Origin of the sequence: Pseudomonas sp. B1(2018) (assembly GCF_003097365.1) — a bacterium.
In the GTDB taxonomy this organism is placed as follows: Bacteria; Pseudomonadota; Gammaproteobacteria; order Pseudomonadales; family Pseudomonadaceae; genus Aquipseudomonas; species Aquipseudomonas laurylsulfatiphila.
This window is the reverse complement of the sequence record NZ_PYUK01000020.1, coordinates 83,627-107,856: the sequence shown is the minus strand read 5'-3', so window position 1 is coordinate 107,856 and position 24,230 is coordinate 83,627. Positions and strand designations below refer to the sequence as shown.

At 60.8% G+C, this 24,230-nt stretch carries 29 protein-coding genes; 21 read left to right on the top strand and 8 right to left on the bottom strand.

Annotation, left to right across the window (positions count from 1 at the left end; genetic code table 11):
* Positions 1-3 precede the first annotated feature (3 nt).
* The 6 genes from C9422_RS26005 to C9422_RS25970 all read left to right on the top strand — a co-directional run bounded on the left by C9422_RS26005 (position 4) and on the right by C9422_RS25970 (position 4,203).
* On the top strand, positions 4-378 hold the full coding sequence (locus C9422_RS26005) for a type II secretion system protein (protein WP_007977246.1): 375 nt from the start codon (positions 4-6) through the stop codon (positions 376-378).
* Positions 353-892, top strand: a complete 540-nt coding sequence (locus tag C9422_RS26000; protein WP_116582639.1) for a type II secretion system protein — start codon at positions 353-355, stop codon at positions 890-892. The genes C9422_RS26005 and C9422_RS26000 overlap by 26 nt, the downstream gene beginning before the upstream one ends.
* On the top strand, positions 889-1,278 hold the full coding sequence (gene csgE, locus C9422_RS25995; protein ID WP_116582638.1) for a curli production assembly/transport protein CsgE: 390 nt from the start codon (positions 889-891) through the stop codon (positions 1,276-1,278). Before C9422_RS26000 ends, csgE begins: the two co-directional genes overlap by 4 nt.
* Positions 1,275-1,715 carry a curli assembly protein CsgF gene (locus C9422_RS25990; protein WP_116582637.1) on the top strand — a complete coding sequence of 147 codons (441 nt, stop codon included), beginning with the start codon at positions 1,275-1,277 and terminating at the stop codon, positions 1,713-1,715. The genes csgE and C9422_RS25990 overlap by 4 nt, the downstream gene beginning before the upstream one ends.
* A 31-nt stretch (positions 1,716-1,746) precedes the next feature.
* Complete coding sequence (locus tag C9422_RS25985) at positions 1,747-2,598, top strand: CsgG/HfaB family protein (RefSeq protein WP_116582636.1); 852 nt, start codon at positions 1,747-1,749, stop codon at positions 2,596-2,598.
* A 1,281-nt stretch (positions 2,599-3,879) separates the two neighbouring features.
* Positions 3,880-4,203 carry a DUF6124 family protein gene (locus C9422_RS25970; protein ID WP_116582634.1) on the top strand — a complete coding sequence of 108 codons (324 nt, stop codon included), beginning with the start codon at positions 3,880-3,882 and terminating at the stop codon, positions 4,201-4,203.
* Positions 4,204-4,388: 185 nt separating this feature from the next.
* Here C9422_RS25970 and C9422_RS25965 read toward each other — a convergent pair whose 3' ends face one another.
* Both C9422_RS25965 and ppnN read right to left on the bottom strand, forming a co-directional pair.
* On the bottom strand, positions 4,389-4,829 hold the full coding sequence (locus C9422_RS25965; RefSeq protein ID WP_116582633.1) for an NUDIX hydrolase: 441 nt from the start codon (positions 4,827-4,829) through the stop codon (positions 4,389-4,391).
* Positions 4,830-4,917: 88 nt separating this feature from the next.
* Positions 4,918-6,291, bottom strand: a complete 1,374-nt coding sequence (ppnN, locus tag C9422_RS25960; RefSeq protein WP_116582632.1) for a nucleotide 5'-monophosphate nucleosidase PpnN — start codon at positions 6,289-6,291, stop codon at positions 4,918-4,920.
* 234 nt (positions 6,292-6,525) lie between these two features.
* Between ppnN and C9422_RS25955 the strand changes: the two genes are divergently transcribed.
* Together C9422_RS25955 and C9422_RS25950 are read left to right on the top strand one after the other, a co-directional pair.
* Positions 6,526-7,053: a DUF3087 domain-containing protein gene (locus tag C9422_RS25955; RefSeq protein ID WP_178082437.1), complete on the top strand. Its 528-nt coding sequence runs from the start codon at positions 6,526-6,528 to the stop codon at positions 7,051-7,053.
* 83 nt (positions 7,054-7,136) lie between these two features.
* Complete coding sequence (locus C9422_RS25950; RefSeq protein ID WP_116582630.1) at positions 7,137-8,681, top strand: sensor domain-containing diguanylate cyclase; 1,545 nt, start codon at positions 7,137-7,139, stop codon at positions 8,679-8,681.
* A 183-nt stretch (positions 8,682-8,864) separates the two neighbouring features.
* On the opposite strand, the gene C9422_RS25945 is transcribed toward C9422_RS25950, so the two are convergent.
* The 3 genes from C9422_RS25945 to C9422_RS25935 form a co-directional block, all read right to left on the bottom strand.
* A complete protein-coding gene (locus tag C9422_RS25945) occupies positions 8,865-9,239 on the bottom strand; it encodes a DUF2784 domain-containing protein (RefSeq protein WP_116582629.1) in 375 nt (124 codons plus the stop codon).
* 60 nt (positions 9,240-9,299) lie between these two features.
* A complete protein-coding gene (gene dapA, locus C9422_RS25940; RefSeq protein WP_116582628.1) occupies positions 9,300-10,175 on the bottom strand; it encodes a 4-hydroxy-tetrahydrodipicolinate synthase in 876 nt (291 codons plus the stop codon).
* A 286-nt stretch (positions 10,176-10,461) separates the two neighbouring features.
* On the bottom strand, positions 10,462-11,397 hold the full coding sequence (locus C9422_RS25935) for a sensor domain-containing diguanylate cyclase (RefSeq protein WP_007979000.1): 936 nt from the start codon (positions 11,395-11,397) through the stop codon (positions 10,462-10,464).
* 169 nt (positions 11,398-11,566) lie between these two features.
* On the opposite strand from C9422_RS25935, the gene C9422_RS25930 reads away from it, so the two are divergent.
* The 3 genes from C9422_RS25930 (at position 11,567) to C9422_RS32310 (ending at position 12,785) form a co-directional block, all read left to right on the top strand.
* A complete protein-coding gene (locus C9422_RS25930) occupies positions 11,567-12,265 on the top strand; it encodes an AzlC family ABC transporter permease (protein WP_007978998.1) in 699 nt (232 codons plus the stop codon).
* Positions 12,265-12,576: an AzlD domain-containing protein gene (locus tag C9422_RS25925; RefSeq protein WP_165824817.1), complete on the top strand. Its 312-nt coding sequence runs from the start codon at positions 12,265-12,267 to the stop codon at positions 12,574-12,576. Before C9422_RS25930 ends, C9422_RS25925 begins: the two co-directional genes overlap by 1 nt.
* A gap of 62 nt (positions 12,577-12,638) precedes the next feature.
* Positions 12,639-12,785, top strand: coding sequence for a hypothetical protein (locus C9422_RS32310; RefSeq protein ID WP_007978995.1), 147 nt, complete (start codon positions 12,639-12,641; stop codon positions 12,783-12,785).
* A gap of 49 nt (positions 12,786-12,834) precedes the next feature.
* Here the strand turns inward: C9422_RS32310 and C9422_RS25920 are convergent, their stop codons facing one another.
* Both C9422_RS25920 and C9422_RS25915 read right to left on the bottom strand, forming a co-directional pair.
* Positions 12,835-13,110 (bottom strand): hypothetical protein, encoded by a 276-nt coding sequence (locus C9422_RS25920; protein WP_116582655.1) that lies wholly within the window; start codon positions 13,108-13,110, stop codon positions 12,835-12,837.
* A gap of 260 nt (positions 13,111-13,370) precedes the next feature.
* On the bottom strand, positions 13,371-14,051 hold the full coding sequence (locus tag C9422_RS25915) for an SOS response-associated peptidase family protein (protein WP_116582627.1): 681 nt from the start codon (positions 14,049-14,051) through the stop codon (positions 13,371-13,373).
* Positions 14,052-14,223: 172 nt separating this feature from the next.
* Between C9422_RS25915 and C9422_RS25910 the strand changes: the two genes are divergently transcribed.
* On the top strand, positions 14,224-15,123 hold the full coding sequence (locus C9422_RS25910; RefSeq protein ID WP_116582626.1) for a polysaccharide deacetylase family protein: 900 nt from the start codon (positions 14,224-14,226) through the stop codon (positions 15,121-15,123).
* Positions 15,124-15,242: 119 nt separating this feature from the next.
* On the top strand, positions 15,243-15,482 hold the full coding sequence (locus C9422_RS25905; protein ID WP_007978990.1) for a DUF1652 domain-containing protein: 240 nt from the start codon (positions 15,243-15,245) through the stop codon (positions 15,480-15,482).
* A 163-nt stretch (positions 15,483-15,645) separates the two neighbouring features.
* On the opposite strand, the gene C9422_RS25900 is transcribed toward C9422_RS25905, so the two are convergent.
* Complete coding sequence (locus tag C9422_RS25900; protein ID WP_116582625.1) at positions 15,646-16,533, bottom strand: LysR family transcriptional regulator; 888 nt, start codon at positions 16,531-16,533, stop codon at positions 15,646-15,648.
* Positions 16,534-16,657: 124 nt separating this feature from the next.
* Between C9422_RS25900 and C9422_RS25895 the strand changes: the two genes are divergently transcribed.
* The 8 genes from C9422_RS25895 (at position 16,658) to C9422_RS25860 (ending at position 24,220) form a co-directional block, all read left to right on the top strand.
* Complete coding sequence (locus tag C9422_RS25895) at positions 16,658-17,797, top strand: muconate cycloisomerase family protein (protein WP_165824816.1); 1,140 nt, start codon at positions 16,658-16,660, stop codon at positions 17,795-17,797.
* Between the two features lie 10 nt (positions 17,798-17,807).
* Entirely contained in the window at positions 17,808-18,098 is a 291-nt protein-coding gene (catC, locus tag C9422_RS25890) for a muconolactone Delta-isomerase (RefSeq protein WP_007978984.1), read from the top strand.
* A gap of 53 nt (positions 18,099-18,151) precedes the next feature.
* Complete coding sequence (gene catA, locus C9422_RS25885; protein ID WP_116582624.1) at positions 18,152-19,081, top strand: catechol 1,2-dioxygenase; 930 nt, start codon at positions 18,152-18,154, stop codon at positions 19,079-19,081.
* A gap of 195 nt (positions 19,082-19,276) precedes the next feature.
* Positions 19,277-20,236, top strand: a complete 960-nt coding sequence (locus tag C9422_RS25880; RefSeq protein WP_116582623.1) for an AraC family transcriptional regulator — start codon at positions 19,277-19,279, stop codon at positions 20,234-20,236.
* Between the two features lie 198 nt (positions 20,237-20,434).
* Positions 20,435-21,799: a benzoate 1,2-dioxygenase large subunit gene (gene benA, locus C9422_RS25875; RefSeq protein ID WP_007976169.1), complete on the top strand. Its 1,365-nt coding sequence runs from the start codon at positions 20,435-20,437 to the stop codon at positions 21,797-21,799.
* Positions 21,796-22,284: a benzoate 1,2-dioxygenase small subunit gene (benB, locus tag C9422_RS25870; RefSeq protein ID WP_095967691.1), complete on the top strand. Its 489-nt coding sequence runs from the start codon at positions 21,796-21,798 to the stop codon at positions 22,282-22,284. The genes benA and benB overlap by 4 nt, the downstream gene beginning before the upstream one ends.
* A gap of 10 nt (positions 22,285-22,294) precedes the next feature.
* The gene (gene benC, locus C9422_RS25865; protein ID WP_007976173.1) at positions 22,295-23,308 is read left to right on the top strand and encodes a benzoate 1,2-dioxygenase electron transfer component BenC; all 1,014 of its coding nucleotides are present in this window, start codon (positions 22,295-22,297) and stop codon (positions 23,306-23,308) included.
* Positions 23,309-23,446: 138 nt separating this feature from the next.
* Positions 23,447-24,220: a 1,6-dihydroxycyclohexa-2,4-diene-1-carboxylate dehydrogenase gene (locus C9422_RS25860; RefSeq protein WP_116582654.1), complete on the top strand. Its 774-nt coding sequence runs from the start codon at positions 23,447-23,449 to the stop codon at positions 24,218-24,220.
* Positions 24,221-24,230 lie beyond the last annotated feature (10 nt).

The following is a 24,230-nucleotide window of genomic DNA, read 5'->3' as shown; positions in this document are numbered from 1 at the left end:
CATATGCGTCGGCAAAAGGGTTTTACCCTGTTGGAACTGATGGTGGTCATGGCAATCATCGCGACCCTGATGACGATCGCCATGCCACGCTACTTCACCAGCCTGGAAGCCTCTAAAGAGACCACCCTGCGCCAGAGCCTGTCGGCCATGCGCGAGGCGCTGGATCATTACTACGGGGACACCGGGCGGTATCCCGACTCCATCGAACAACTGGTCGAACTGCGCTACCTGCGCAACCAGCCGCTGGACCCGATTGCCGAGCGCAAGGACACCTGGGTCATGGTCGCGCCACCGGAAGGCGTGGCGGGCGGGGTGGCCGATATCAAGAGTGGCGCCTCCGGGAGGGCTCGTGATGGCAGCCTTTACTCCGAGTGGTAAGCCTTCGGGCCAGGACGGCTTCACCTACCTGGGTGTGCTGTTTCTGATTGTCGTGATGGGCATGGGCCTGGCCAGTGCCGGTGAGTTGTGGGCCACCGCTTCACGCCGGGATCGCGAAAACCAGTTGCTCTGGGTCGGAACGCAGTATGCCCAGGCGCTGCGCAGCTATTACCGCAGCTCCCCCGGCGTCGCCATGTACCCGAAAGAACTCGCGGACCTGTTGCAGGATGAGCGCTTCCCGTCGGCCAGGCACCATATCCGCAAGTTGTACCCGGAACCGATGACGGGGGGCGAATGGGAGGTGATACGCGGTGTCGACGGACGGATCAGCGGTGTGTACTGCTCCTCCACGGAGAAGCCGCTCAAGCAGGTGAACTTTCCCAGCCAGTGGTCGGACTTCAATGGCATGGCCAGCTACAAGGACTGGCAGTTCGTGGCCGAAAAAGCCTTCCTCGATGACACCAGCGGGCAGCCGAAAGCACAGTCCAGCGCACCTCAGGCATTGCAACCTTGATCCGGCACTGGCTCGCGGCACTGGTCCTGACGCTGGTGGCGAGCTTCGCCTCGGCGCAAGACGACGAGATGCTGGGGTTCATCATCGACGACACGATTTCGCACATCGGCCATGACTTTTATTACTCGTTCAGTGAACGCCTGCGTGCCACCAGCCCGATGGATTTCAACTTGGTGGTACGCGAAAGACCTTCGGCGCGCTGGGGCAGCCTGGTGACCGTGGAGTTTCAGCAACGGCTGGTTTATCGGCGCTTCCTGCCGCCGAATACAGTGGAGTTGAAAGACGAGGCCTATGAGGCTGCCGACCAGGTCCGCATGGAGATCGTGCGGCGCAAGCTGGAAGCCTTGTTGCAGGACACCACCGACCTTGAGAGGGACGAACTATGAAGGAAACAACTGTCGGGAAGCGTACGGGACTGTGGTTGCTCGGCCTCTGGTTTGCCGGGGCGGGAAGTGGTGGCCTGGTCCATGCCACAGAGCTGGTCTACACACCCATCAACCCGGCGTTCGGCGGCAACCCGTTGAACGGCACCTGGCTGCTCAACAACGCCCAGGCGCAGAACGACTACGACGATCCCGATCTGAACAACCGTACCGCCGTAGCCGGCACTTCGGCACTGGAACGGTTTACCAGTCAGTTGCAATCGCGGTTGCTGGGGCAACTGCTGGACAACATCTCCACGGGCAACACCGGGAGCCTGTCGACTGACGCCTTTATCGTCAACGTCATCGACGACTCGGGCGCTTTGACGATCAACGTGACCGACCGGGCAACCGGTGAAGTGTCGGAAATCCAGGTAAACGGCATCACCACCACCCCTTGATGGGGATATGGGCCGATGGGGAGTTATGGATATGAAAAGAATAATGCTGCTAGGGATGCTGTTGGCGGTGCTTTGCGGCTGTGGTCTGCGTGAACCGATGTCCGCTGAACAGGACACTGAAACGCCGACCTTGACCCCCAGGGCGTCGACCTATTACGACTTGTTGAACATGCCACGCCCCAAGGGCAAGTTGATGGCGGTGGTGTACGGTTTCCGCGACCAGACCGGGCAATACAAGCCAACCCCGGCCAGCTCGTTTTCCACCAGCGTGACCCAGGGCGCGGCGAGCATGCTGATGGACGCCTTGCAGGCCAGTGGCTGGTTCGTGGTACTGGAGCGTGAAGGGCTGCAAAACCTGTTGACCGAGCGCAAGATCATCCGCGCCTCGCAAAAGAAACCCAATACACCGGTGAACATCCTCGGTGAGCTGCCGCCGCTGCAGGCGGCAAACATGATGCTCGAAGGCGGGATCATCGCCTACGACACCAACGTGCGCAGTGGCGGGGAAGGGGCACGCTACCTGGGCATCGACATTTCCCGTGAGTACCGCGTGGATCAGGTCACGGTGAACCTGCGGGCGGTGGACGTGCGCAGCGGGCAGGTGCTGGCCAACGTGATGACCAGCAAGACCATCTATTCGGTCGGTCGCAGTGCCGGGGTGTTCAAGTTCATCGAGTTCAAGAAGCTGCTTGAGGCCGAGGTCGGCTATACCACCAACGAGCCGGCGCAGTTGTGTGTGTTGTCGGCGATCGAGTCGGCGGTGGGGCATTTGCTGGCCCAGGGGATCGAGCGGCGGTTGTGGCAGGTGGCGGGGGACAATTCCCAGCCTGCGCAGAATGAGACGTTGGAGCGGTATCTGACGCAGAACAAGGTGGATGATTAGGAGCTGCCTAAGGTTTCGATCTTTTGACCTTGGCGGCCTTTGAGCCGACCAGGTTCTTGGGTGATTGAGTACATATCCGTTTCTTCGGTAACGGCCACTTACGGTTCCGCTCTTACAGCGGGTCACTTTTGGCAAACGCCCGGAGTGCCGGCCCAGCCAAAAGTAACCAAAAAGTCTCGCCCCTTACGTACGGCCCCTCGCTGAGGCTCGGGGTTCCTTCGCTGCGGTGTTCATCCGGGGGCATTGCCCTCCGGTCGGCTTCGCTTCGACCTACATGCAATGAGTTCGACTGCGTCGAACGGCGCTGCGCGCCCATCCCCGGATGAACACCTCCGCTCAGCCTGCCGAGGGGGCGGGTGGATCAAGATCAAGAGCGGCAGGCGAGCTAACGCTCGGCCTGTTGAGTGGTGGGGTTGTACGCGGGCCAACTGTAGGAGCTGCCGAAGGCTGCGATCTTTTGATCTTGATCTTCCGCCCCTTCGACATGGTCAAAATCAAAAGATCGCAGCCTTCGGCAGCTCCTACAGGAAAACACTCTCCCATCAGTACCAGGTCGCCCGGTAGGCACCTGTGGGAGCTTGCCCGCGAAGACGGCCTGACAGCCAACTAATTTATTGGGGCTGAACTCGGCACCCGTGGGAGCGGGCTTGCCCGCGAAGGCGACCTGACAGCCAACCAATTTCTTGGGGCTGTACTCGGCCCCTGTGGGAGCGGGCTTGCCCGCGAAGACGGCCTGACAGCCGACCAACTTATTGGGGCTGTACTCGGCACCTGTGGGAGCGGGCTTGCCCGCGATGGCGGCCTGACAGCCGACCAATTTCTTGGCGCTGTACTCGGCACTTGTGGGAGCGGGCTTGCTCGCGAAGGCGGCCTGACAGCCAACGAAAATCCTCTGCCTCACACCATCAAAATGGCCAGAAATTGTGAATGTCAGAGAAGGCTGTAGGACCAGGAGTGAGGCTACACCGCCTTGCGTCGTTGCCTACAACTACGCCAGAATCCGCCGGCTTGTGGGCCTTGACCCCCGACTCTATCGTTACCCGATCGTTGCAAATTCAGCGATCGGGTTTCGCAGCCCAGGTTAATCAAGGTGCTCAGCGCCACCATTGCCTTGCAGTTGGCGCTTTTGTTCGCCCACTGTTTTGCGTTATGGCGGCTGTGCGCGGGAGACTTTCGGGTCTGCCGGGTTCCTTGACTCCCGGTCTGCGAACCTGCGTATGGCCGCCACCTTCTTCGTTTCGCAGCGAATTGTGGCGGCTCCATCAATCAAGGAGCTTCACCATGGTCAAACCCACACCCAATCCCCCCAAATCAGAAGCCGATACCACCCAACGTGCATCCGGCCTCGACCTCAAACCCGCCATCCTCAAAAACAACGCCCCCCACAACCCCAGCACGATGTTCACCATCGCGCCGAACATCGACACCGAAAGCCTGTTGACCCATGCCTGTGAATCGCTGGCGTCGGCGAGCGTCATGGCCAGTGATTTCGCAACATTCCTGGATGGCCCGCAACGCAGCATGTTGTTGGGGATCCAGCAGGTGATCATGCTGGCGGACCTGGCGGTCAACCGCGCACTGGATAACGTTGCCCCATTGGACTAAACGCCGAGCCTTTGTGGCGAGGGGGCTTGTCGGATCGCCGCACCGCCCCGTTGGGGTGCGAAGCGCCCCCCAAAAAATGGTCCTTACGTTCATCTCCGGGAAACCGGGTAACGGCTTTTAGGGCCGCTGCGCAGCCCAGCGGGGGCGAGCCCCCTCGCCACAGGGTTTGTGTACGCCGGAACGCTTCAGGCGCTTTCCAGCATATTGATCAACCGCTCAGGCCACACTGTTTCTCGGGTCTCACGCAGTTCGGCTACGGACCACCACTTATGGTCCGCCATCACCCGGACTTCGTGAGCCGTCCACCCCTCACGGGACAGGCGTTCACTGTCGGTATGAACCACAAAGTACCGTTCAACCGACAATACCGTTTCGCCGCTTGGCAGCATCATCGCAAAACTGCGTTCTGCAACGCTGGCTCCCACGGCTGCGACATTCAGCCCGGTTTCTTCAAACAGCTCACGAACCGCCGCAGCCTCAAAGGACTCACCAGGCTCAAGCCCGCCACCGGGTGTCGCCCAGTGGCTTTGGCCGTCGAGGGCATCGCCTTTGTGCTGGAAGTGAAACAGCAGAACCTGTTGCAAGGGATTGATCACCAGCAGTCTGGCGGAATTGCGTTGGCGCATTTTTTCTTTCCATAGAGTGCCGCGAACCGCAGCTTTCACTGCGGCCCGCGACGGTAAAGCTCATGTCGGCGTTGTTACACCGAAAGGGTCAAGCCACCACCCGGTAACACGGCACATACGCCGCGCCGCCCGGCAGTTTCATGCGGTGCTGGGCGACGAAGGCTTTGAGCAGCAGGTCCAGCGGTTGCATGATCGCGGCGTCACCATGGATCTGGTAAGGCCCGTGCTCTTCGATCAGGCGGATGCCCTTGTCCTTGACGTTGCCGGCGACGATGCCGGAGAACGCGCGGCGCAGGTTGGCCGCCAGTTCGTGGGAGGGCAGGTCGAGGCTCAGTTTCAGGTTGGCCATGTTTTCGTGGGTCGGGTCGAAAGGGCGCTGGAAGCCTTCGTCGATTTTCAGCAGCCAGTTGAAGTGGAACGCATCGTTGCGCTCGCGGCGGAACTGCTTGACCGCCTTGAGGCCCTGGGTCATCTGGCGCGCCACTTCGGCCGGGTCATCGATGATGATCTGGTAGTGCTGCTTGGCGGCGTCGCCCAGGGTGGCGCCGACGAACGCGTCCAGTTGCTCGAGGTACGGTGCGGCGTGTTTGGGCCCGGTGAGGATGACCGGGAAGGGCAGGCCTGCGTTGTCCGGGTGCATCAGGATGCCCAGCAGATACAGGAACTCTTCGGCCGTACCGGCGCCGCCCGGGAAAATGATGATGCCGTGGCCGACGCGGACGAAGGCTTCCAGGCGTTTTTCGATGTCCGGCAGGATCACCAGTTCGTTGACGATCGGGTTCGGCGCTTCGGCGGCGATGATGCCGGGTTCCGTCAGGCCCAGGTAGCGGCCGCCGTGGATGCGTTGCTTGGCGTGGGCGATGGTCGCGCCTTTCATCGGCCCTTTCATCACGCCGGGGCCGCAGCCGGTGCAGATGTCCAGGCTGCGCAGACCCAGTTCGTGGCCGACTTTCTTGGTGTATTTGTATTCTTCGGTGTTGATCGAGTGCCCGCCCCAGCACACCACGATCTTCGGCTCGACGCCGGGGCGCAGGGTGCGGGCGTTGCGCAGCAGGTGGAAGACGTAGTCGCTGATGCCCTGGGAGTTGCTCAGGTCGATGCGCTGGCTGTCGAGTTCGTTTTCGGTGTAGACGATGTCACGCAGGGCGCTGAACAGCATTTCCCGGGTGCTGGCGATCATTTCGCCGTCGACGAAGGCGTCGGCCGGGGCGTTCAGCAGTTCCAGGCGTACGCCGCGGTCCTGCTGGTGAATGCGGATCTCGAAATCCTTGTAGGCTTCCAGAATGGTCTTGGCGTTGTCGACATGGGCGCCGGTGTTGAGGATGGCCAGGGCGCACTGGCGGAAGAGGGTGTAGGTGCTGCCGGAACCGGCCTCGCTCAATTGCTGGACTTCCCGTTGCGAGAGCGTTTCCAGGCTGCCTTTTGGACTGACGGAGGCGTTGATAACTTGGCGTTGGGTCATTCAATGATCCTTAAAACGATGTCATTCACACAGCAACTACGAATGGCATCCGAATAATGTGTATTCATGAAAGAAGATGGCACGAACTGCGCGGTCTCGCCATGTCCCCCGCTTGACGATGAAAAGATGAAAAGGAGCCCCAGCATAGCTAAATCCCTCGCAGAGGGGATAATGGCCCGCTGTCTTTTTGCCTCAGACCCCTTTTTACCCTTTCAGCTCAGGAAACCCGACGCAATGTTCGAAATCCAGCCGATGAACGCTGACACCTACCGGCAACAGACGCGGCGCAGCACGGTCATCATTGCCCTGATCTTCCTGGCGCTGGCGATGCTGCTGTCCTCGGCGGCAGTGGCGCTGTTCGGCACGCCCGGGGGCGACAATCTGCGCTTCAACGTCGGTGGCGTGTTCGTTGCCGTGCTGGTGATGGTGGCGCTGATGCGCAAGGTGTTCTGGCGCCAGGCGTGGATGGCGCCGGCGGTCTACAGTTGGCAGCTCAAGCGCAGCCTGATGAGCATCACCAATGTCATGCATCATGTAACGGCGGCCGTGGAACGGGGTGATCCGGTTGCGATGAAGCTGTTGCGTTTCTACCATTTGGGCTTGAACCAGATGCATCAACTCGATAGCAACTCCAGTGACCACGGCCAGTTGATCCGCGAAATGGACCAGCACAGGGAACGGATGCAAGCGCAGGGCATCGAAATCGAACAGACACGGCTCGATCCGGCGTGGCTGGAGGCACTAAGGCAGGCGTCGCGCTAACATCATGGCGAGCCCGGCTCGGGCATAGTGAGCAAAAACGGCGGTCAGGAAGGCTCGTCCGTCATCGACACACAGGGAGCACCATGGGACATCCATTGATCAACGATCAAATTGAAATGCGTCGGCCAGCCGTGCCAAGGCTCAAGGTCCGCTCAGCGGTGACCTTGCTGGTGGCGGTGTGCCTGTCGATGGTGGCTATCGTGATCTGGGAAGCCTGGAGCTCACGCCAGTACCACCTGCATGACAAGGAAGTGGTGATGTCCAACCTGGCGCAGACCCTGGCTTCGCAAGCGCAGGCAACGATCAAACAGGCCGATACGCTGCTGTTCACGTTGGTCGATCGCCTGGAACACGACGGCGTGGATCAATCCCGGCTGCCGTCATTGCTCAATGCCCAGCGCAGTGAACTGAGCCAGCTCCATGGCTTGTTCATATTCGACGAAAATGGCCAATGGCTCGCCAATTCCAATGGCGCCGGCCAAACCGGCGTCAACAATTCCGACCGTGAATACTTCATCTTCCATCGCGACAACCCCAGCCGAGGGCCGCACATCGGGCCGTCGATCAAGAGCCGTTCGAGCGGCGAGTGGATCCTGACGGTTTCGCGTCGGCTCAATCATCCCGACGGCAGTTTTGCCGGCGTGGCGCTGGCGACGATTTACCTCACTCATTTCCTGCAGCTCTACGACAGCATCGACATGGGCAGCAATGGCGTGATCACCCTGATCGCCGACAACGCCAGCATTGTCATCCGCCGGCCTTTCAAGGAGGCGGATATCGGCAGCAGTCTCGCCAAGAGCCCGTTGTTCACCCAGCTGTTGCCCAAGGGCGATGCGGGCACGGCCACGATCACGTCGGTCATCGACGGTGTCGAGCGGGTGACGGGGTACCGCCGGGTCGAGGGTTATCCGCTGATCGTGTTTGCCGCGCTGAACAAGGATGAAGTGCTGGCCAGTTGGCGCAAGGAAACGCTGCTCAGCGCCGGCATCGTCACGCTGTTGCTCAGTGTTCTCGGGGTACTGGGGCTCCGGCTGATCAAGCTGATGAAGCAGCAGAACCTGGTGCAGGTCGAGTTGCTGGACACCCAGGACAAGCTCCTGGAGGTCAATCGCAACCTCGAAGGCCTGGCCCTCAAGGATGCGCTGACGGGGCTGGCCAACCGGCGTCAGCTCGACGCGTTCATCGATGCCGAAATGGGCCGTGCCCGACGCAGCCAGAGCGAGCTGGCGCTGCTGATGATCGATGTCGATCATTTCAAACCGTTCAATGACCGCTACGGTCACCCGGCCGGTGATGAGTGTTTGCGCAAGGTCGGTGCGATCATCACCAGCAACATCAAGCGCCCCGGTGATCTGGCCGCCCGTTATGGTGGCGAGGAGTTTGCAGTGGTGCTGCCCGGCACCGACTACGTGGGGGCATTCCTGGTGGCGGAGAAAATCCGCCGCGCGGTGCTGCAGGCTGAAATTGCCCACAGTGTCAGCCCGGAAGGCGCCGTCACCGTCAGCGTTGGCGTGTGTGCGACCAATGGTGCGTCCCAGGTTCGCTCCGAAGACCTGATCGGTGCGGCGGACAAGGCGCTGTACGTGGCCAAGGCCAGTGGGCGCAATATGAGTGTGATTGCCAACTGAGGCTCAGGCGTCAGGCAAACCGGTCCGTTCCCTGGACCCGTCGGGTCAGGCGCGAGATCGACAACATGTGTCACATCCTTGGAGGGGGGAGGGGTCAAAAGATCGCAGCCTGCGGCAGCTCCTACGGGAAGCTCATGGTCGTATGTAGGAGCTGCCGCAGGCTGCGATCTTTTGATCCTGACTTCAGGTTGCCCGCCGCAATCGCCACTGCCTGATCAATCGAAGATAGACCAACACATTGATCACCAACACCGCGCTGCCCAAACCCAGCTGAATGCCGGGCGTCAGGCCCGCCGGGTAAATCACCGGCCAAATGTAATGCTCGATGAACCCACCGCCATAGCCGGTTTGCCCGGCCCCCTGGCGCATGCGGTTTTCCCAGTCGGTCAGCGGGCAGGGCAGGTGGAAGAATTCCACCGCCATCCCCCACAGCGCCGCGGGCGGGTGCCACCAGATCAGGTGGCGCCATTTGAGCACCAGCAGCCCGCCGAACACGACAAACACAATGAACGACAGGTGAAACAGCATCAGCCCGTCGGCGGCGATTCGGTACAGCATGTCGGTGCCCCTGAAGGCTGATCGAATCGCTCCATGGTACTCGGGCCGGTGGCGGGCGCTCTATCGATTGCCGCGATCCAATGTCCTGAGCACGCCTTTCAAACGTTCGGTCATCGATTCGCTGCTGCGTTGCATCGGTGCGCGCAGTTCGTCTCCGATCAAGCCTTGCAGGGCCAGCGCGGTTTTCACCGGGGCCGGGTTGGGCTCCAGGAACAGACTGTTGATCAGCGGCAGCAATCGGAAAAACGTGGCGCGACCTTCAGCCAATTGGTTGTCGCGGATCTGCCGGTGCAACTGCACGAACAGGTCCGGATGGACATGCGCCGACGCGGCAATTGCACCTTTGGCGCCCAGGCACAGGGCATTGAAGATCTGGTTGTCTTCGCCGCACAGCACGTCGACATGGCCGCTATCGAGCAGGGCGAGGGTGTTGGAAAAGTTACCGCCGCAATCCTTGATCGCAACGATCCGCTCGTGGGCGACGATGTTGAGCAGGGTCGCCTGTTCGAAAACCACGCCGGTACGGTAGGGGATGTCGTAGAGAATCAGTGGCACGCTGGAGGCATCGGCGACCGTGCGGAAAAACACTTCCAGGCCAGCCTGGGACGGGCGGATGTAATACGGCGCCGGCACCAGCAGGCCCGCCACCGGGCGCTTGAGGATCTCGCTCTGGAACTGCAGCAACTCGGTCAGGTTGTTGCCGGCCAGGCCCATGACCACCCGTTGCGCCGGCACCAACTCCAGCACCGCATCGAGCACTGCCAGTTGCTCATGTTTGCCCATCGCCGCCGGCTCGCCGGTGGTGCCGCAAACGATGAGGCCGTCGACACCTTTTTCCAGCAGATGGCTGACCAGCCGGCGCAAGCCGACGAAATCGATGGCGCCGTTGTGGAAGGGGGTGACCAGTGGAACCCAGATACCCTGAAACGCTGACATGCTTTTTTCTCCTGATGGTTGACCGATTTCGTCACCGTCAGGGGCATGGAAGGAGAGTAAGCAAGGGGAGTGTGGTCCGGCGCGCTCAATGTCCTGTCAGCTCATCTGACGGGACAGCGCGCCCCGGTCACATGAGCGACTGTTTCTTCGATTTGAGGGCGTGCGCAACGCAACCTTGCGCCTTGGCAATCAAGCCAATGACGGAAGAGTTGAGGTTGAAGGTTGCGGACATACTTGCTTACACCCTGAGTGAGGCGCCCAGTTTTAAAAGCCGGCGCGCCTTTTGTCAATCACGAAAATCAGCGAACTCGGCGCGCATCCGGCCATTGTGCTTGGCTTTGTAGAGCTGATGATCGACCTGCTCGACGAACTCCAGGGCCGTCGCGTGCATCGATGCCAGGGTGGTGCCGACGCCGAGGCTGATACTCAGCAGTTTCGACACGTTCGAGAATTCATGGGGGATCTGCTGCTGGCGAATCAGGTGCAGGCACTTGTGCGCCACCAGTCTGGCGGATTCGGCATCGGTTTCCGGCAGCAGCCAGACGAACTCTTCACCGCCGATCCGGGCGATGAAATCCCGTGGCCGGTTCGCCGCCAGGGACAAGGTTTGCGCGACGCGGCGCAGGCATTCGTCACCCTTGATGTGGCCGTAGTGGTCGTTGTACTGCTTGAAGTAGTCGATATCCAGCACCATCACCGACAACGGCAAGCCGGTACGCTGGGCCGTGTTCCACTCGCGTTCCAGCACGGTGTCGAACATGCGGCGGTTGGCGATGCCGGTCAGGCCGTCCTGGAAGGAATACTCCTCCAGTTGTTTTTGCAGGCGGATCAAGTGTTCTTCGGTTTTCTTGCGCTCGCTGATATCGAACATGAACCCCACCAGCGCCTCGACTTCGCCGTCCTTGCGCACCACGTGCACCACATCGCGGATCCACACGTACTCGCCGCTTTCGGTCAGTGCGCGATAGTCGGCCTCGTGATCGATGCCGGCCCGCGATTGCGAGACACAGAAGTCCATCACGTAGTCGCGATCATCCGGGTGCATGCGCTCGACCCAGTCATTGACCGAGGCCCAGCTGTGCTGCTTCCAGCCCAGCAGTTCTTCGATCTGTGGCCCGATGTAGCTGAAGGTCATGGTTTTCCAGTCGATGCGCCAGGGAATGGCTTTGGTCGACTCAAGCAGGGTTTTGTAAACGTCGCTGTCGGTTTCGACTGAACTCATGAAGGGCCTGCCTCGATGAAAAATGCAGGGCCATCATGTTGCTAGCACTTTGGCGAATCAAGCGGGCAGCCGATGAATGGCATGCTGGCGTCTCAGTGAGCAAGATTGTTCAAGCCATTGGCCGCCACAGCTGGCAAAGTCTCAGGTCTTTCCCTGTCTGTAGACTGTCATGTCCAACTCAATCATGCCGCGCAGTGCCTTTTTGCGCGGTGCTGCGGCGATCATGCCGCTGTCCCTGGCCACCGCGCCCTGGGGCTTGCTGGCCGGTTCCATGGCCATCGAAGCCAACCTCACGCCCCTGCAAGGCCAGGGCCTGTCGAGCATTGTGTTTGCCGGTGCGGCGCAACTGGTGGCCATCGGCATGCTCAAGGGCGGTGCCGGGATCTTTTCGATCCTGCTCACCACGCTGTTGCTGACCTCCCAGCATTTGCTTTACGGAATGAGCATGCGTTCGGTGATATCGCCATTGCCGGGGCGCTGGCGTGCGGGGCTGGGTTTTTTGCTCACCGATGAGCTGTTCGCCCTGACCAGCCAGCACGACAAACAGCAATTCAACCGCTGGTACGCCCTGGGCGTGGGCCTGACGTTCTACATCGCCTGGAACCTCTTCACCCTGGCGGGCATTGTGCTCGGCAGCAGCATCCCGGGCCTTGAACACCTGGGCCTGGATTTCTCCATCGCGGCCACCTTCATTGCCCTGATCACCCCGGTGGTCCGCAACGTGCCGACCGTGGTGTGCGTGGCGGTGTCGCTGTTCTGCTCGGTGCTGTTCAGCTACTGGCAATGGGGTTCAGCGCTGGTGCTGTCGGGGCTGGCGGGGATGACCGCCGGGTTTGTCTGCAATAAATTCTACGGTGGACGCACATGATGGTCTGGGCTGTGATTATCGGAATGGGCGTGTTGGTGTTCCTCAACCGCTACGTTTTTCTCGAGCCGCGCCTGCCGGTGCGCCTGAGCAGCAATGCCCGGCAATTCCTCGGGTTTGCCGTACCAGGCATGTTGACCGCTATCTGTGGGCCGATTGTGTTCATGCCGGAAAAACAGCTGAACCTGCACTGGGACAACCCCTATCTGATCAGCTCGCTGGTGGCGGTGGGGCTGGTGCTTTATACGCGCAATACGTTGCTCAGCATGCTGTTGAGCATGGGCTTCTTCTTTTTGCTGCGCTGGTGGCTCTGAGCGGAGGGTAACTGATCTAAGCTTAAAGTGGATGACCGATCCCTTCAGGAAGAGAGGTGAACATGGCCAATGAACCCAAGCGTCCGGACCCGGAAGAAGACGTGGACGAACCCACGGAAGAAGAGATTGAGCAGCAGAAGCGTTCGGTACCGGACTGGAAGCATCCTGACGACGGTACGGAACTGTCAGAGCCTGACCGCAAGTTCTGATCAGCGCATACGACAAAGCCCCGCTTTTTCGAGCGGGGCTTTGTTTTGATCACCCCTGTTCCAGGATCTCTGGAAAGTCGGGGTGGACTGCACGATATCCCAATGTCCTGTCGATCCATGCGTTCAGCTCGTTGACCATGACCGGCGGTTTGCCCGGATAGTTTTCAAGGGTTGAACTCAGGATTTCATGGATGTCGGGAACAGATCGAAGGTTGCGGGTTTGTAGGTATTGCTTGATGAAGCAGGCGAGTGGGTAGTGCTCCGTCTTTGTAAGATGAACGCACGCCAGACCCACGACTTGATCGTTTTTATAGTCGTCGCGCAATTTAGATCTCTGCAAGGCTTGTTGTTGAGATTTCCCTGATCATTGACTCTTTGGTCAACTAATGGCGTTGCTGGAAATTCGGCGCGAATGCTAGCCGTAGTGCTCGGGATTGTATCTATCTCGACGATGGAGTCTGACAGGCGGTACCAACGTTCCAGTTGCTGTTGTCAATTGAATGAAACAGCCTGTGTAATTTTTAGCGCTCATGTTTGTACGGGAGGTTTTTATTAATGACCGCCTTACTGTCGTTATTGATAAGTTCATGGCACTTGTTCAATTAACGCCGCGCCCTGGTTCCTGACATTGCCGACGGCCTTGTCCACCTTGTACCACTCGAATACGTTACTGACCTCGCCCTGGGATAACGCCATTTCCTCGGCGCGTTCCTTGGGCGTGGCCGGGTCCAGCCATTCCCGCGCCAGCTCGGGTGAGAACACCACCGGCCGCCGGTCATGCACGTCAAGCAGGCCGCCTGCGCTGTCCGCCGTGAGGATCACGAAACCGTCGTGCTCCCTGTGCGGGGCTCCGCCGATGGGGTACTGGCCGATGGCCGCGCAGAAAGCCGGCGCCCGGTCCCGTCGCCGGATCAGCCAGGGCTGTTTGTTGCCGTCACCGGCGTCGACCCATTCAAACCAGTTATCGATCGGGCAGATCGCGCGATGCGGCCAGATGGCCCGGAAGTACGGGCCGTGGGCGACTTTCTCGACCCGGGCATTGATCGGCTCCGTGCGATCCGTTGCCCAGTGCGGCCGCCAACCCCAGCGCACGGCGTCGGCGTGCAGCCGCTCGTTCTCCAGGTGCAGCAGGGCAAGTTGCGTGGTGGGCGCCGCGTTATAGTGCGCCAGGGGGTCGTTGCCGACATGGTTGACCAGCGCGTCGGGGATGCTCAGCACCGCCACGAAGTCGTGAATCCCGCGGTATTGCGACAGTCGTCCGCACATGGCCTGACACTCTGGTTGAGCGTTTTTTCAGTTTAGTAGCTGGCGACGAAACAGGCTTGGCAAGCGTTGGAACCAAAGCCTGTGTACCTTATCCAACCTCGGCCCGGCGTCCCGGGCGAAGGATTCCCGCCAACTTGCATTTCAATCGTGATGGTCTGGCCCAAGGCAAAAGATGAAACAGTGGTTCAAGTGTTTAACGGTGTGCGCCCTGGCGGTTGGTTTGCTGGGCTGTATCGCCGCACCCATTGCAATGACGCCGCAGACCGAACAGCGTTTGCAGGCGCAACCGCCCATCCGTTTTCTGCTGACCTTCGATGACGGTCCCAGTGCATCGAGCTGGTGGAATCCGACCGTCACGGTGCTTGAGAGTCTGGCGCAAAACCCGCTGCAGCCGGGGATCAAGGCCGTGTTCTTCGTGCAAACCCGCGCGCCGCGCGCCGGTGGCAGCGAATTGGGCCGGGACATCATGCGGCGCGAACACGCCGAAGGTCACATTCTGGGCTTCCACACGGCAACGCCCTGGCACACCAATCATCGCTCGCTGGAGCCGCAAGAACTGGAGCAGGCCCTGACCGATGGCAGCGCCGACATCGCGGCGATCACCGGCGCCCCTCCAACCCTGCTGCGCCCGCCATTCTGGAACTACGACAAGCGCACCTTCGCCGCTTATCAACAGCATGGCTTGCACGTGCTGCTCACGGACTTGAGCGCCAATGACGGCAAGATCTGGGGGTTCAACGCCAGCCCCCGGCGCCGGTCGCACATGCTGCGCTCGATGTCTGAAGTGCGCGAACGCATCGCTCGTGGCGAATTGCCGGTGGTCGATGGTGTGATTCCAGTCGTGGTGACGTTTCACGACCTCAACCGCTATACCGCCCGGCATACCCGTGAATACCTGCAGATTCTGCTCGACAGCGCCCGGGAGACCGGGGTGAAAACCGCGGACAAGCCGTTCTACGACGACCAGGCTGTGCTACAGCGGGCGGCCATGGCGCGAACCGTGCGCGATGGCTCGCAGCCGGTCGAGTTGCCGGGGTTCTGGAACTGGATCTGGGGCGGGAACGCCCGTTAAAACGAGCAGGAATGAGCGCTGGTTAACAGTAATTGCGAATGATTTCTTGTGCAGATTCGCAAAGTGTAACTAAGCTGAAACGGATCCAATAGAATCGATTGTCGCCTGAGGGACCGGCCATGCTTCCGATTTCCGTGCTTTGCAACATCGTAGAGTCCGGTTTCGAACCACTGTCGTGCGAGTGCACCGAGAGTCTCGGGTTGCTGCGCATCGAAGTCTTCGACCCTGTCACCGGGCGGGTGGAGCTGCTGATCAGCGGTGTCTCGACAGCCGAACTGACCAGCGTGCGCGCCATCTCTGATTTTATCGGCGAGTTGCGTACCGAGATGAAGGCCGGGCGCCGGGCGTTTGCGGGCTGATCGAATGTAACCACTGTCCTGTGGCGAGGGAGCTTGCTCCCGCTGGGGCGCGAAGCGGCCCTAAAAGCTGTTCCCTGTTTCTTTGAGATGAACGTAATGACCTTTTGGGGGCCGCTACGCAGCCCAGCGGGAGCAAGCTCCCTCGCCACAGGTATTCAATACCTCAAGTCGCCCGCGGCAACAGCTCATCAATCATCCGCAAACAATGGCTCAACCCCGGCGAAACATCGCCCACCCGTCGGCTGAGGATGATCGGCGAGGTCGCGTTGTCTTCCAGCAAGGGTGTGAAACCGATGTCGTCGCGGTGCAGCAGTTGCACTGAGGCCGGCACCAGCGTGACCCCGATTCCCGCCCCCACCAGACCGATCGCCGTTTGCAGTTCGTTGGTCCACTGCGCGACGTAGATGCTTACACCGTAGGACTCAAACAGCGCGATCACATGGTCGGCGTAACTCGGCCGTGGATTGCCGGGGTACAGCACAAAGGGTTCCCTGGCCAGTTCCCGCAGGCTGATGGGGCCGGCGAGCAACGGATGGCCGGCGGGCAGGGCGGCGACCAGGCGGTCTTCGGTGAGCACGGTCTGGACGATGGCCGGGTCGTCGATGCGGATCCGGCCAAAACCGATGTCGATGCGCCCGGCCTTCAATGCCTGCACCTGTTGCAGGGTGGTCATTTCCGACAGGCCCAATTCCAGCTCCAGCGGTTCGCCACTGCGTAACCGGCGGATCAGTTCCGGCAGCACGCCATACAGTGTCGAGGGCGCAAAGCCGATACCCAGCCAGGTCTTTTCGCCCAGGCCGATACGCCGCGTGTTGTCGCAGACCTTGTTCAGTTGTTCGAGCAGGGCGGTGGAGTGCTCATGGAAAAACCGCCCGGCGTCGGTCAGCTTCAGCGGGCGGCCGCGCTCCAGCAACATCACCCCCAGTTCGTCCTCCAGTTGCTGGATCTGCCGGCTCAACGGCGGTTGGGCGATGTGCAGGCGCTCGGCGGCGCGGGTGAAGTTGAGGGTTTGAGCCAGCACCTGAAAGTAACGCAGGTGACGCAGTTCCATGGGACCTCCGGATTTTCAATTGAATACCTTTAAGGTATCAAGCCAGACCAATTCTATATTGGCCGCCCGGAAAAAGCCGTATGAGAATCCGACTCAGAACTTCAAGAACCTGACGGGTATCGAAATGCTTGCAACCGCCATTGAGTCGATCGAGACGATCATCGTCGATCTGCCGACTATCCGCCCGCACAAGCTGGCCATGCACACCATGCAGAACCAGACCCTGGTGATCATCCGCGTGCGTTGCGCCGACGGCATCGAAGGCATCGGGGAATCCACCACCATCGGTGGCCTGGCCTACGGCAATGAAAGCCCGGACAGCATCAAGACCAACATCGACACGCACTTCGCACCCTTGTTGATCGGCCAGGACAGCGGCAACGTCAACGCCGCCATGTTGCGCCTGGAGCGCAGCATCCGTGGCAACACCTTCGCCAAATCCGGTATCGAAACCGCGCTGCTCGACGCCCAGGGCAAACGCCTTGGCCTGCCGGTCAGTGAATTGCTCGGTGGCCGCGTGCGTGATGCGCTCCCCGTCGCCTGGACCCTGGCCAGCGGTGACACGGAAAAAGACATCGCCGAAGCGGAAAAAATGCTCGACCTGCGCCGCCACCGCATCTTCAAGCTGAAGATCGGTGCCGGCGAGGTCAACCGCGACCTGGCCCACGTCATCGCCATCAAGAAAGCCCTGGGTGACCGCGCCAGCGTGCGGGTCGACGTCAACCAGGCGTGGGACGAAGCCGTCGCGCTACGTGCCTGCCGAATCCTCGGCAGCAACGGCATCGACCTGATCGAACAGCCGATCTCGCGCAACAACCGCGCCGGCATGGCCCGCCTGAATGCCATGAGCCCGGCGCCGATCATGGCCGACGAATCCATCGAATGCGTGGAAGATGCGTTCAACCTGGCCCGCGAAGGCGCGGCCTCGGTGTTCGCCCTGAAGATCGCCAAGAACGGCGGCCCGCGCGCCGTGTTGCGCACCGCCTGCATCGCCGAAGCGGCCGGTATCGCCCTGTACGGCGGCACCATGCTCGAAGGCGGCCTGGGCACGATGGCGTCGGCCCATGCCTTCGTCACGTTGAACAAACTGGCGTGGGACACCGAACTGTTCGGCCCGCTGTTGCTGACCGAAGACATTCTCAGCGAGCCGCTGGTGTATCGCGATTTTGAACTGCACGTGCCGAAAACACCGGGCCTGGGCCTGAGCCTGGATGAAGAGCGCCTGGCGTTCTTCCGTCGCGACAAGACCACTCATCAAGCCTGAGGAGAGCATTATGCTGTTTCACGTAAAAATGACCGTGAACCTGCCGGTCGACATGAATCCGGAGGCGGCGGCCAGGCTCAAGGCTGACGAAAAAGCCCTGGCCCAGCGCCTGCAAGAGCAGGGCAAGTGGCGTCACCTGTGGCGCATCGCCGGGCACTACGCCAACTACAGCGTGTTCGATGTCGACAGCGTTCAGGAGCTGCATGACCTGCTGATGCAATTGCCATTGTTTCCCTACATGGCCATCGAAATCGACGCGATGTGCCGGCATCCTTCTTCCATCCGTGACGATGACCGCTGAGCCCAGCCTGCTCAGCGCTACGCTAATAATTACAAGATGAGGAACCCAAAAAAATGAACGTCAAGATTTCCCACACTGCCGAAGTCCAGAAATTTCTCGAAGAAGCCAGCGGCCTGCTCAACGACGCCGGCAATCCACGCACCAAAGCGCTGGTCTACCGCATCCTGCGTGATTCGGTGAACATCATCGAAGACCTGGCCGTGACCCCGGAAGAGTTCTGGAAGGCCGTCAACTACCTCAACGTGCTGGGCGCGCGCCAGGAAGCCGGGTTGCTGGTGGCCGGTATTGGCCTGGAGCACTACCTCGACCTGTTGATGGACGCCGAAGACGAGCAGGCCGGCAAGACCGGCGGCACCCCGCGCACCATCGAAGGCCCACTGTACGTGGCCGGTGCGCCGTTGTCCGAGGGCGAGGCGCGTCTGGATGACGGCGTCGATCCGGGCGTGACCCTGTTCATGCAAGGCCGCGTGTTCAATACCGCCGGCGAACCCCTGGCCGGTGCCGTGGTGGACGTCTGGCACGCCAACACCGGCGGAACCTACTCGTACTTCGATGCCTCGCAGTCGGAATTCAACCTGCGTCGCCGCATCGTGACTGACGCCGAAGGCCGTTACCGCTTCCGTAGCATCGTGCCGTCGGGCTATGGCTGCCCACCGGACGGTCCGACCCAGCAACTGCTCGATCAACTGGGCCGTCATGGCCAGCGCCCGGCGCACGTGCACTTCTTCATTTCCGCGCCGGATCATCGCCACCTGACCACCCAGATCAACCTCGACGGTGATCAATACCTGCACGACGATTTCGCCTACGCCACCCGCGACGAACTGATCGCCAAAATCACCTTCAGCGACGATCAGCAGCGCGCGGCGGCCCATGGCGTGAGCGGTCGCTTTGCCGAAATCGAATTCGATTTCACCCTGCAGTCCTCGGCCCAGCCTGAAGAACAGCAGCGCCACGAGCGGGTCCGCGCCCTGGAAGACTGATAACCCGCGCCCCTCTGTAGGAGCTGCCGCAGGCTGCGATCTTTTGATCTTGTTTTGTAAAAAATCAAAGTCAAAAGATCGCAGCCTGCGGCAGCTCCTACAAGGGGCTTCCACAGGTCAGTCCATTGACACATCGCCGTACGCAGTGCCTTAGAATGCCCCGACGCAACTCATAACAACAACGAGAGTGACCTGATGATGCAAGCGCAACTGTTGAGTCAGCGCAGCCGGGTGTTCGACCATGCCGACCCTTACGCCGTGTCGGGCTACGTCAATCAGCACGTCGGTAATCACTGCATTCTCATGCCCCGTGCCGGCAGCCCGCTGGCCAGCCTTGATCATCGCAAGTTCGCCAGCCTCGACCTGTGCCGCATCAGCTACGGTGCCAGTGTGCGCGTGACGTCCGGTGCGCTGGACAGCATTTATCACCTGCAAGTGCTGCTGCGCGGCAACTGCCTGTGGCGTGGACACGGCCAGGAGCATTACTTCGCTCCCGGCGAATTGCTGCTGATCAACCCCGACGATCCGGTGGACCTGACGTACTCTGCCGATTGCGAGAAATTCATCCTCAAGGTCCCGACCCGCTTGTTTGAATCAGTCTGCGATGAGCAGCGCTGGCGCTATCCGGAGCAGGGCGTGCGGTTTCTGGAAAACCGTTATCAGCTCAATGAACTGGAAGGTTTCGTCAACCTGTTGGCGATGATCTGCCAGGAGGCCGAATCCACCGAGCAGATCCCCAGGGTGCAGGAGCATTACACGCAGATCATCGTCAGCAAGATGCTCAGCCTGATGAAGACCAACGTCAGCCGCCTCGAACTGGGCTCGCAGACGGCCACGTTCGAAGCGATTGCCGACTACATCGCCAATCACCTCAAGCAGGACATCGACAGCGAAGCACTGGCGCGCCAGGCCCACATGAGCTTGCGGTCGTTGTACGGATTGTTCGAACGCAATGCCGGTGACACGCCGAAGAACTACATCCGCCGCAAGCGCCTCGAGTCCATCAAAGCCTGCCTCAGCGACCCGACCTGCAACGTGCGCAACATCACCGAAGTGGCCATGGACTACGGCTTCCTGCACCTGGGACGGTTCTCCGACAGCTACCGCAAGCAGTTCGGCGAATTGCCGTCCGATACCCTCAAACGCCGCAACTGAAATCACGCACACCCTGTAGGAGCTGCCGAAGGCTGCGATCTTTTGATCTTGTCCTAAAAACAAAATCAAAAGATCGCAGCCTTCGGCAGCTCCTACATTGCACAAAACGGATAAAGGTCTGCACCCCGCGGATACTCCCGCCTGATCCACCGTCCTAGCATGACCCCTGCCTGAACAATAACAATGGAGGCGGTGGCCATGACCCTGCGACCCGAATATTTGCATTCCCTGCTTGAAGACGATCCCGAGCAGGGCCTCTATCGCTGCAAGCGCGAGATGTTCACCGACCCGCGTCTGTTCGATCTGGAGATGGAACACATCTTCGAAGGCAACTGGCTGTACCTGGCCCACGAAAGCCAGATCCCCAACATCAACGATTTCTACACCACGAACATGGGGCGCCAGTCGATCTTCATCGCGCGCAACAAGGACGGTGTGCTCAACGCCTTCATCAACGCCTGCAGCCACCGTGGCGCGACCCTGTGCCGGCACAAGTCCGGCAACAAGAGCTCCTACACCTGTCCGTTCCACGGCTGGACCTTCAACAACTCCGGCAAGCTGCTCAAGGTCAAGGATCCGGCCAACGCCGGTTATCCCGCGAGCTTCAACTGCGAAGGCTCCCATGACCTGACCCGCGTCGCGCGATTCGAGTCCTATCGCGGCTTCCTGTTCGGCAGCCTGAAGGCCGATGTGCTGCCGCTAGTCGAGCACCTGGGCGAGTCGGCGAAGATCATCGACATGATCGTCGACCAGTCCGCCGATGGCCTGGAAGTGCTGCGCGGCTCCTCCAGCTACATCTACGAAGGCAACTGGAAACTCACCGCCGAAAACGGCGCCGACGGCTACCACGTCAGCTCCGTGCACTGGAACTACGCGGCCACCCAGAACCAGCGCAAGCAGCGTGAAGCCGGTGATGCCAACCCGACCATGAGCGCCGGAAGCTGGGCCAAGCAGGGCGGTGGTTTCTATTCCTTCGACAAAGGCCACATGCTGCTCTGGACCCGCTGGGCCAACCCCGAGGACCGTCCGCTGTACGAGCGTCGCGATGAGCTGGCGCAGGATTTCGGCAAGGCTCGCGCCGACTGGATGATCGAGAACTCGCGCAACCTGTGCCTGTACCCGAACCTGTACCTGATGGACCAGTTCAGCTCGCAGATCCGCATCGCCCGGCCGATCTCGGTCAACCGCACGGAGATCACCATCTACTGCATCGCCCCGAAAGGCGAGAGCGACCACGCCCGTTCCAGCCGGATTCGCCAGTACGAGGATTTCTTCAACGTCAGCGGCATGGCCACGCCGGACGATCTGGAGGAGTTCCGTTCCTGCCAGACCAGCTACCAGGGCAGCGTCACCACCTGGAACGACATGTCACGTGGCGCCGAGCACTGGATCGAAGGTGCAGACGAAGCCGCCAAAGAGATCGACCTGCACCCGCTGCTCAGTGGCGTGCGCACCGAGGACGAAGGCCTGTTCGTGCTGCAACACAAGTACTGGCAGCAGACCATGCTCAAGGCCCTCGCCGCCGAGCAATCGAAACTGATCGCCGTGGAGGACGTGCAATGACGATTTCCCATGACACCGTGCGCGACTTTCTCTACCGCGAAGCGCGTTACCTCGACGACCGCCAGTGGGACGAGTGGCTGGAGCTGTACGCCCCGGACGCGACGTTCTGGATGCCGTCCTGGGACGACAACGACGAGTTGACCGAAGACCCGCAGCGGGAAATCTCGCTGATCTGGTACGGCAACCGCACCGGCCTGGAAGACCGCGTCTTCCGCATCAAGACCGAGCGCTCCAGCGCCAGCGTGCCGGACACCCGCACCTCCCACAACATCAGCAACATCGAGCTGCTCGAGCAAGCCGACGGACTGTGCAAGGTGCGCTTCAACTGGCACACCCTGAGCTTTCGCTACAAGACCGTCGACAGCTATTTCGGCAGCAGTTTCTACACCCTCGACGTACGCGGTGAAAACCCGTTGATCAAGGCCAAGAAAGTGATCCTGAAGAACGACTACGTTCGTCAGGTCATCGATGTTTACCACTTGTGAGGCTGGCGTCATGACCCATTCCATTGCGTTCAATTTCGAAGACGGCGTCACCCGTTTCATCGACGCCAACGTGGGCGAGACCGTGGCCGATGCCGCGTACCGCCAGGGCATCAACATCCCGCTGGACTGCCGCGACGGCGCCTGCGGCACTTGCAAGTGTTTTGCCGAAGCCGGCCAGTACGATTTGGGCGAGGAGTACATCGAAGACGCCCTCAGCCCTGAAGAGGCCGCGCAGGGTTTTGTCCTGACCTGCCAGATGCGCGCCCAGAGCGATTGCGTGGTGCGGGTGCCGACGTCCTCCGAGGTCTGCCGCACCCGTCAGGCCAGCTACGACGCGACCATCAGCGCCGTGCGCCAGCTGTCCGACAGTACCATCGCCCTGTCGATCAAGGGCGAAGCCTTGAGCAAACTGGCGTTTCTGCCGGGGCAGTATGTGAACCTGGGAATTCCCGGCAGCGAACAGACCCGCGCCTATTCGTTCAGCTCGTTGCAGCGCGATGGCGAAGTCAGCTTCCTGATCCGCAACGTGCCCGGCGGCTTGATGAGCAGTTTCCTCACCGGCATGGCCAAGGCCGGCGATTGCATGAGCCTGGCAGGTCCCCTGGGCAGTTTTTATCTGCGCGACATCCGTCGGCCGCTGTTGCTGCTGGCTGGTGGTACCGGGCTGGCGCCGTTCACCGCGATGCTGGAGAAGATCGCCGAGCAGGGCAGCGATCACCCGTTGCATCTGATCTACGGCGTGACCCACGATTTCGACCTGGTGGAAATCGACCGCCTCGAAGCCTTTGCCGCGCGCATCCCCAACTTCACCTTCAGCGCCTGCGTCGCCAGCCCCGAGAGCCAGCATCCGCTCAAGGGCTACGTGACCCAGCACATCGAGCCAAAGCATTTGAACGAGGGCGACGTCGACGTCTACCTGTGCGGCCCGCCGCCGATGGTCGAGGCCGTCAGCCAGTTCATTCGCGAGCAAGGCATCGCGCCAGCGAACTTCTACTACGAAAAATTCGCCGCCAGCGCGGCCTAACCTTCCGTACGCCAATCCCTGTAGGAGCTGCCGAAGGCTGCGATCTTTTGATTGTGTTTTTTACAAACCAGGATCAAAAGATCGCAGCCTTCGGCAGCTCCTACAAGGGGCGGCGTTGGCGGGAGCATGAGGATGACCATGAACAGATTTCACGAAAAAGTCGCGCTGATCACCGGCGCTGCCCAAGGCATCGGGCAGCGGGTGGCCGAGCGCATGGCCGCCGAAGGGGCGAAGCTGATCCTGGTGGATCGTTCCGAGCTGGTGTTCGAAGTGCAGCAGCAACTGGCCGCGACCACTCAGGTGTTGGCCCTGACCGCCGACCTTGAGCAATACGACGAATGCAGCCGGGTGATGCAAACCGCCGTCGAGCGTTTCGGCCGCCTCGATGTGCTGGTCAACAACGTCGGTGGCACCATCTGGGCCAAACCGTTCGAGCACTACGAGGCGTCGCAGATCGAGTCCGAGGTCCGCCGTTCGCTGTTCCCGACCCTGTGGTGTTGCCATGCCGCGCTGCCGTTCATGCTGGAGCAGGGCAGCGGGGCGATCGTCAACGTCTCTTCCATCGCCACCCGCAGCCTCAACCGCGTGCCCTACGGTGCGGCAAAGGGTGGGGTGAATGCCTTGACCGCTTGTCTGGCGTTCGAAACCGCCGGTCGCGGCGTGCGGGTCAACGCCACGGCGCCTGGCGGCACCGAAGCACCGCCGCGACGCATACCCCGCAATGGTGCCGAGCAAAGTGAGCAGGAAAAACTCTGGTACCAGCAGATCGTCGACCAGACCCTCGACAGCAGCCTGATGAAACGCTACGGCACCCTGGATGAGCAGGCGGGGGCTATTCTGTTTCTGGCCAGCGACGAAGCGTCCTATATCACCGGCATGGTCATGCCCGTGGGCGGTGGCGATCAGGGCTGAAGCGAGTGAC